Source organism: Streptomyces sp. CBMA156, assembly GCF_014596515.1.
Lineage (GTDB): Bacteria > Actinomycetota > Actinomycetes > Streptomycetales > Streptomycetaceae > Kitasatospora.
On sequence record NZ_MSJQ01000290.1, the window covers coordinates 21,160 to 29,163 of the forward strand.

General features: G+C 75.4%; 6 protein-coding genes and 1 pseudogene. 4 read left to right on the top strand and 3 right to left on the bottom strand.

The genetic code is table 11. The features are described 5' to 3' along the window. Nucleotides 1-54: 54 nt before the first annotated feature. Nucleotides 55-2,244, bottom strand: coding sequence for an MMPL family transporter (locus BU198_RS24970; RefSeq protein WP_188299109.1), 2,190 nt, complete (start codon nt 2,242-2,244; stop codon nt 55-57). Nucleotides 2,245-2,569: 325 nt separating this feature from the next. On the opposite strand from BU198_RS24970, the gene BU198_RS24975 reads away from it, so the two are divergent. Together BU198_RS24975 and BU198_RS24980 are read left to right on the top strand one after the other, a co-directional pair. Next, nucleotides 2,570-3,832: a sensor histidine kinase gene (locus BU198_RS24975; protein ID WP_188299110.1), complete on the top strand. Its 1,263-nt coding sequence runs from the start codon at nt 2,570-2,572 to the stop codon at nt 3,830-3,832. Continuing rightward, a complete protein-coding gene (locus BU198_RS24980) occupies nt 3,829-4,518 on the top strand; it encodes a response regulator (protein ID WP_188299111.1) in 690 nt (229 codons plus the stop codon). Before BU198_RS24975 ends, BU198_RS24980 begins: the two co-directional genes overlap by 4 nt. 66 nt (nt 4,519-4,584) lie before the next feature. Here BU198_RS24980 and BU198_RS24985 read toward each other — a convergent pair whose 3' ends face one another. Then, nucleotides 4,585-5,637: an alpha/beta hydrolase gene (locus BU198_RS24985; protein ID WP_188299112.1), complete on the bottom strand. Its 1,053-nt coding sequence runs from the start codon at nt 5,635-5,637 to the stop codon at nt 4,585-4,587. Nucleotides 5,638-5,751: 114 nt separating this feature from the next. On the opposite strand from BU198_RS24985, the gene BU198_RS24990 reads away from it, so the two are divergent. Next, the gene (locus BU198_RS24990) at nt 5,752-6,357 is read left to right on the top strand and encodes a TetR/AcrR family transcriptional regulator (RefSeq protein WP_188299113.1); all 606 of its coding nucleotides are present in this window, start codon (nt 5,752-5,754) and stop codon (nt 6,355-6,357) included. A gap of 176 nt (nt 6,358-6,533) precedes the next feature. After that, the gene (locus BU198_RS24995) at nt 6,534-7,523 is read left to right on the top strand and encodes a hypothetical protein (RefSeq protein ID WP_188299114.1); all 990 of its coding nucleotides are present in this window, start codon (nt 6,534-6,536) and stop codon (nt 7,521-7,523) included. Between the two features lie 20 nt (nt 7,524-7,543). Here the strand turns inward: BU198_RS24995 and BU198_RS25000 are convergent. Further along, nucleotides 7,544-8,004, bottom strand: a pseudogene (locus tag BU198_RS25000) (serine/threonine protein kinase); the annotation flags it as partial.

The following is an 8,004-nucleotide window of genomic DNA, read 5'->3' on the forward strand; positions in this document are numbered from 1 at the left end:
TCGTCCGGTTCCGGCCGTGGCGGGTGGCGGGTGGCGGGTGGCGGGGGAGGCAGGTCAGGGCGCGGGGACGTGGACGGGCTCCGGGGCCGGCGCGGCCGTGCGGTGGCGCGCCGGGCGCAGCGGCCACCAGATGGCGCGGCCGAGCAGCGCGGCCACGGCGGGCACCAGGACCAGCGACAGCACGACGGCGGAGAGCAGGATGCCGAGCGTCAGCGCGAAGGCGATCTGCTCGCTGCCCGGCGTGGCGGCGAGGGTGGCGAAGGAGCCCGCCAGGACCAGGCCGGCCGTGGCGATGGCGGGCGCGGTGTGCCGGACGGCGCGGGCGACGGCGGCCCGGGTCGGCCCCGGGTGCCGCATCTCCTCGCGGATCCGGTCGGTGATGAGGATGTTGTAGTCGGTGCCCAGCGCCACCACGAACAGGAAGAGCACCAGCGGGAGGGTGAAGCTGACGCCCGGTTCGCCCAGCCCGTGCTGGAACAGCAGGGTGGCGGCGCCGAGGGTGGCGGCGAAGCCGAGCCCGACGGAGAGCATCAGGACCAGCGGGGCGAGCAGGCTGCGCAGGAGCACCAGCAGGATCAGGGCGATCAGGGCGGCGGCGACCGGGAAGACGACCGCCAGGTCGTGGTCGACGGCGACGGAGATGTCGGCGAACACCGCCGCGGTGCCGCCGACGTGGGCCGTCGTCCCGGCGGGGGTGTGGGCGGCGACCGCGGCGCGGACCGGGCCCGAGGCCAGGTCACGGGCCCGCTGGCTCTGCGGGTCGGCGTTCAGGTAGAGGTCGATCCTGGCGGCGTGCCGGCCCCCGTCGAAGGCGGTTCCGCCGACCTTGCCGACGCCGTCGACCCCGGCGAGGGCCCGGGCGAGGCCGTCGAGCCGCTCGGGGGCGAGGGTGGAGCCGTCCGTGGTGACGACGTAGACGCTCGTCGGGTCGGAGACGCCGGCCGGCAGGGCGCGGGAGATCTCGGCGGCGGTGGCCGCGGCCGGGGTCTTCTCGGTGGCGCCGCCCTGGCCGTAGTCCATCCGGATCCCGGCCATCCCGGCGGCCAGCACGCCGAGCAGGGCGACGGCGGCGAGCAGCATCGGCAGCGGCCGGCGGGCGACGAGCGCGCCGAAGCGGGCGGCGAAGCCCTCGCGCGGGCGGTGGCTCAGGGTGCGGGAGGGCCAGAACATCCCGCGGCCGCACGCGGCGAGCAGCGCCGGCATCAGGGTGAGGCTGCCCAGCAGCATCACCAGGACCGCCATGGCGATGGCCGGGCCCAGCGAACGGAACTGGCCGAAGCTCGCCACCCCGAGGGTGGCGAAGGCGGCCACGATGGTCAGCGCGGCCGAGGTGATCGCGGTGCCGACCCGGGCGGAGACCTGGGCCGCCGCCTCACGGGCGGGCTGCTCGGGCCGCGCCCGCAGCTGCTCGCGGAACCGGAAGAGCAGGAACAGCAGGTAGTCGATCCCGATGCCGACCAGGACCACGGAGATCAGTCCGGGGGTGCCGGCGTCGAGCTTGAGACCGGTCAGCATCGCGGCGCCGGCCACCGCCCCGCCGGCCGTGCCGCCGATCATGGCGACCGCGAGCAGCGGCAGCAGGGCCGCCGCCACGCTGCGGAACACCAGCACGTTGAGCAGGACGATCAGCCCCATGACGAGGGCGCCCCCGACCTTGACCGCGGTCCCGTTGGCGTCGGCGGTGTCCACCGCGTCGGCGAGTCCTCCGGTGTAGCCGGTGCGCATCCCCGCCTCGGAGAACTGCGTCCTGGCCGCGTCCCGGAAGGCCCGGAAGACGCCCTGCACCCCTTCGTCCGCGGGGTTGCCGACCAGCTCGACGGAGAGCAGCTCGAAGCTCCGGTCGGGTGCCGTCATCGCCGGGGCGATCCGGGGGGTCTGGGAGCGGTCGGGGACGAGGAAGGACGGTTCGTCGCTCTTCCTGGGCATGGCGACCCGGCGCCCGGCGAGCTTCGCCGCCTCGGCCTCGATCCGCTGCTGGTCGGCGGCGGTGAGGGCGGCGCCGTCGGTCCTGGCGACCAGCACCGTCACCGTGGTGGCGTCGGCCTTCAGCCCGAAGTTCTCCTCGGCGATCCGCAGCGCGGCGGCCGAGTCGTAGGAGGCGGGCAGGAAGTCCGCGCTCTGGCTCTGGGTGACGCGGGCCATCAGGGTCGGTGTCAGGCCGCTCAGTGCGACCCCCAGCACCACCCACAGGACGATGACCTTCCAGGGGTGTCTGGTGGAGTACCCGGTCAGTGCGCGGATCACGATTTCCTCCGACGGTGGACGCGAACGTCCGCAAACGGCAGTCTCGGCTCCGGGGGTTCCCGGCCGGGTTCCAGACCATCACCCGGGACGGGCCGCGGACGTCCCTGCGCCGGACGATCCGCACCGGGGCCCCAGCTCCCCGGCCGGGCCGGGACCCGGGACCGTGGTCCTGGTCGGGGCCGCCGTGATCGGCCGCTGGGACCATGCCGGGGCGGGGTGGGCCGATGACACAATGGACCCGTCGGGGCTGATCAGCGCGGGTGGACGCCCGACCGGGGCCGGTGACGGACGTACGGCGCGGGCCGGGCGCGAAGGGGGAGTGGACATGGGCGGGCGGCAGAGCCCCGCTACGGGTGCGGCAGGCACGGCGGGTGCGGCGGACGGGCCCGGCGAGGCCACGGTCACGGGCCCGCCGCAGGGCGGCGACAGCGCGCCGTGGACCCACACCGACGCCCTGGTCGCCGCCGTCGCCTGCACCCTCGACCTGCTCAACTACCTGCTCTTCAGCGAGCTGGACGGGGTGCGCAGGGTGAGCGCGCCGGGCCTGCTCCTCGTCGCGCTGTCGGCCCTGCCGCTGCTCGTCCGCCGTCGCCGCCCGCTGCCGGCGCTCGCCGCGGTCCTGGTGATCGAGGCCGGGGTCGACCTGTCCATCCCGCCGAGCGACCACTTCGGCGCCGTCCTGATCGTCGGCCTGTACTCGGTCGCCCGGGCCGGCACCGGCCCGGTGACGGCCGCGGCCGCCGCCGCGACGACGGTGCTGACGATGCTGAGCCAGAGCCACTTCGGGCTCCCCACCTGGCAGGGGCTCGTCGCCACCTCCTGCTCCGCCCTGCTGGTGACCGGCGCCGGCCTCGGGGTCGCGCGCTGGCAACGGGAGGTGGCGGCCAACCGCAAGCTGCTGGCAGACCGCGCCGTGGCCGGCGAACGCCGCCGCATCGCAAGGGAGTTGCACGACATCGTGGCGCACCACATCACCACCATGCAGCTGATGGCCGGCGGTGCCAGGGCCAACCTGGCGAACCCGGAGGTGGCCAGGGACGCCCTGGTCACCCTGGAGTCCTCCGGGCGGCTGGCCCTGAGCGAGATGCGCCAGCTCCTGAACGTCCTGCGGGCCGGCGACGAGCCGGACGCCGCCCCGCCGGCGCCCCAGCCCGGAGTGGAGGACCTCGACCGGCTGGTGGACGAGTCCCGCAGGGTCGGCCTGCCGACGGAGTTCAGCGTCCTCGGGCCCCGTCGGCCGCTGCCGCCGACCGTCGGCCTGACGGTGTTCCGGATCGTCCAGGAGGGCCTCACCAACACCCGCAAGTACGCGGGGCCCGCCCGCGCCCGCGTCCTGCTGACCTACCGTCCCGACCGGGTCACCGTCGAGGTGTGCGACGACGGCGGGGGCAGGCCGGCCCAGGAGCCGCCGGCCGGGAGCCGGGGCGGGTACGGGCTGATCGGCATGCGCGAGCGCGTCGCCCTGCACGGCGGCACCCTGGCGGCCGGCCCGCGGCCGGACGGCGGGTTCGCCGTGCTGGCGGACATCCCGCTGGCCTCCGACGAGACGGCCGACGCGGCCGTCCAGCACGGGACGGCCGCCCGGTGAGCGCGGCGCCGGGCATCAGGGTCCTGATCGCGGACGACCAGCCGCTGGTGCGGCGCGGACTGTCGCTGATCCTCTCGCCCGACCCGTCCTTCGAGGTGGTCGGCGAGGCCGAGAACGGGGAGCAGGCCGTCGCCCTCGCCCACCGGCTGCGCCCCGACGTCGTGGTGATGGACATCCGGATGCCCGTCCTGGACGGGGTCGACGCGACCCGGGAGCTGGCCCGCACCCTGCCCGGCTGCCGGGTCCTCGCCCTCAGCACCTTCGACATGGACGAGTACGTGGTGGCCGCGCTGCGCGCCGGCGCCCACGGGTTCCTGCCCAAGGACGTCTCGCCGGAGGACCTGGGCGCGGCGATCCGCACCGTCCACGCGGGCGAGGCCGCGGTCGCCCCGCGGCTGCTCACCCGGCTGATCTCCACCTACGTCCGGGCGCCGCTGAGCGCCCCGCAGCCGCCGGCCGACGTGGGCGGGCTGACGCCCCGGGAAATCGAGGTGTGGCGGCTGATGGCCGGCGGCCTCGACAACGTCGGGATCTCCCGCGCGCTGGACATCAGCGCCTCCACGGTGAAGAACTACATCACCAGCATCTTCGGCAAGCTCGACGTCCGGGACCGTGCCCAGGCGGTCATCGCCGCCTACGAGTCCGGCCTGGTCACCGCCCGGGCCGGAGGCGGCGACCAGGCCTGACTCCTAGGCGCGGGCCTGACTCGTAGGCGGCGCCGGGCGGGCCCGGGTCCCGACCGGACCGCCGGGTCAGCCGGCCAGGGTGTCCGCCAGCCAGGGGGTGATCACGGCCATCGCCTCGCCGAAGCGCGAGATGGCGCAGTGGCCGGTGTCCGGGATCAGTTCGACCCGGGTGTCCCGGCGGCCCTCGAACACCAGGGCGTCGTCCAGCGGGACGTGGACGTCCTCGGTGCCGTTGACCACCAGCATCGGCCCGTTGGCGTCCTGGTCCAGCAGCGGGCGCAGGTCGAAGGCCGCGAAGGCCGCCTCGCGCTCGGCCGGGCTCGGCAGGGTGTCGAAGCCCAGGGCGTTGCCGACGATGCCCTCCATGCCGAAGGCGAAGCCGCGGCCCGCGGCGAAGGAGCGCTCCACCGGGCCGCCGAGCACCACGGAGGCGTCCACCGCGCCGGTCAGTCCGTTCCGGGCGGAGTAGTAGCCGCCCATCGAGATGCCGAAGTGGCCGACCTTCCCGTTGCCGATCGTGCGGGCGAAGGAGACCAGTCCGGCGATCACCTCGGCCCCGCCGTCCGGGGTCATCGGCAGGTGGGCGGTCTCGCCGGTGCCGGCGAGGTCGAACAGCAGCAGCCGTGCGGGCAGGGTGAGCGCGAGCTGCTCCCACATGCCGTGCAGGTCGGTCTTCCAGGAGTCCACCCCGCCGCTGGCCAGCACCACCGGCGCGTCGGAGGGCAGGCCGGGGGCGGCCATCAGGTGGACCGGCAGGGTGGTCTCGCCGCCGCGGTACGGGACGGTGAGCGTGCGGCGCTCGAACTCCACCGGGAAGCCGGGGGCGGCGAGGAGGTACTGCTCGACCTGGCGGGTGAGCGCGGTGCGCTTGGGGCCGTCGGCCAGGGCGGGGAACTTGGCCCAGCCGTACGCCTGCGCGGCCGGCCGGTGGTGCCCGGCCGCGGCGTGCCGGGCGGCGAGGGCGGACCACTCGTACACCCAGCCGCCGGGCCGGTCGGGCCACATCCCGGTGACGGCGGCGCGGACCGCGTCCACCTCGTCGGCGGGCAGGCCGAGGGTCATCTGGGGGTAGCGCTCGACGAACAGGTCCTGCGGGTCCATGGGCCAGGTGAAGGACATGGTGGTGCCTCCTGCTGCGTTTAAAGCCGGAACTCTTGCATTAGCGACTATGCGCCTGGATGCCGCTTAATGCAAGAAGTCCTGCGTTAGAGTGATGGCCGAGGTGATCGACACATGACCGAGGAAGAAGCGGAGGCGGTCCGGCGCCGCCCGGGCGGCCGCGCCGCACGCGTCCGCCAGGCCGTTCTGGCGGCCACCCTGGAGGCGCTGGCCGAGGAGGGCATCACCCGGCTCAGCATCGCCGGGGTCGCGGCCCGCGCGGGGGTCAACGAGACCACGGTGTACCGGCGTTGGGGCAGCCGGGAGAAGCTCGTGCTGGACGCCATGCTGACCGGGAGCAGCGAGGGCATCCCCGTCCCCGACACCGGAGCCGTCCGCACCGATCTGGCCGCCTTCGCCCGCGCGCTGGCCGAGTACCTGGCCACGCCGGCCGGCCGGTCCGTCGCGCAGGCGGCCTCGCTCAGCTCCGGCGACCCCGGCCTCGCCAAGGCCTGGCAGGCGTTCTGGCAGTCCCGCCTCGATCAGGCCGGCGCCATCGTCGACCGGGCCGTCGACCGCGGGGAACTCCCCGCGGGCACCGACACGGCCCTCGCACTGGAGCTGCTCTGCTCCCCGCTCCAGACCCGCGCCCTGCTCGGCCACCGTCCGATCGGGCCGGACCTGCCGGAGCGCCTGGCGGACCTGGTGCTGGACGGCCTCAGGGGGCGGGCCGAGGACTGACCCCCGGGCCTCCGGGGCCGGTGCGTCACCCGGCTGACCGCACGTCACCGTACGGCGCGGCGCCCGGGTGCATGGGTGCCCGGGCGTGCGGGATGTGGGCGGGCGGCAGTAGGGTGCGGCGCTGCAAGGGCTGACCGGGTACCGGCAGCAGGGCGGCGACCGCGTGAGGACTTGGCGTGACGTACGGGGACCAGAGTTCCTACCAGCGGAACCCCTTCCACCAGGGGGAGTTCCGGCAGCAGGGCGTTCCGCTCTGGCAGCGGTTCCGGGGTGAGGAGTGGCCCACCCTGCGGGAGTTGCTGGCGCCCGCCCGGCGGGCTGTCGGCGGGTGGGCGCTGGTGCCGGTGCTGTTCTGCCTGTGGCCGTTCCTGATGTTCCTGGGGCTCTACCCGATGGCCAGGTCGGCGCGGCGGCTGGCGCGGCGGGTGTTCGTCGTGCCGGGGCCGCGGGGGATCACCGACCAGATGGTGCTGCGGGTGCAGAAGGCCCGGGGGTGGCTGGCGCTCGCGGCGGGGTTCGTGGTGCTGGCGGTGTACGGGTCGCCGGACGACTGGAGCGAGGCCAACGACCAGGTGGAGCTGCGGCTGACGGTCACTCCGGTGCTGGTGCTGGTGACGGCGCCGGTCGTGGTCGGGGTGCTGTTCCGGCTCGCCGGGCCGGCCGCGCGCCCGGCCATGCGGGCGCAGGTGCGACCGGCGGTGCTGATGGCGTTGCAGTACGTGGGCGCGTGCACGGCGGTTCCGGTGCTGCTGTGGCTGGCCGGGCAGCTGCGGGGGTCGGTGCGGGTGCTGCTGGTCGGGCAGGTCTTCGATCTTCTGGTCCTGGCGGTGCCGGTCTGGGTGCTGATGTTCGTGGTGTTCGCCTCGCCGACGGTGGTCCGTACGGCCTTCACCATGGACCGGGTGCACCCGGTGTTCCCGCCGGTGCTGACCGGCGTCCTGGTCTGGGAACTCGCCGTGATCGGGCTGGTGTTCGGCGGGCTGCCGCCCGGTCCGCTGCCCGTCCAGCTGGGCGCCGTGGTCGCCGGTCCCGCGACGGTGACGGCGGTGGCCTGGTGGGAGGTGCGGCGGCTCCGTACCCACTTCGGGGTGTCCCTGCGCGGGGCGGCGACGGGCGGCGGGCCGATGACGGGCGGCGGGGCGGCGACGGGTGGGAGCGGCCGGTAGGACGTGGGGCCCGGCGGCGGTCAGGGGCAGCGCAGGAGTGCGGGGCGGTCGCGGGTGCGGACGGCGGGGAGCCAGGCGGTGGTGGGGCCGGGGAGGTGGATGCGGTACCAGAGGGTGGAGGTGAGGTCCTCCTCGTTGATGACGGGCAGGCCGGTGGGGAGTTGGCAGTCGGCGTCGAGGGTGTCGTTGTGCCAGACGCGGGTGGGCACGACGTTCCCCGCGGTGTAGGGGCGGGTCGGGTCGACGGCGAGGCCGAGGCTGCACTGGAGGTCGCGGTCGGTGCGGTCCTGGCAGCCGCGTTCGGCGTTGAAGACCCGGACGTGGGCGGGGTGTCCGGGTGGACCGGGGTCCGGCCACAGGGCGGTGGCGGTGACGGCGGCCGTGGCGCAGGAGGCGAGGGCGAGCAGCGCGGTGCGCGGCCGGGGGCGGTGCGGTCGGCGCGGGCGGTGGCCGGTCCGGTGGGCGCGGATCCGGGCGAGCA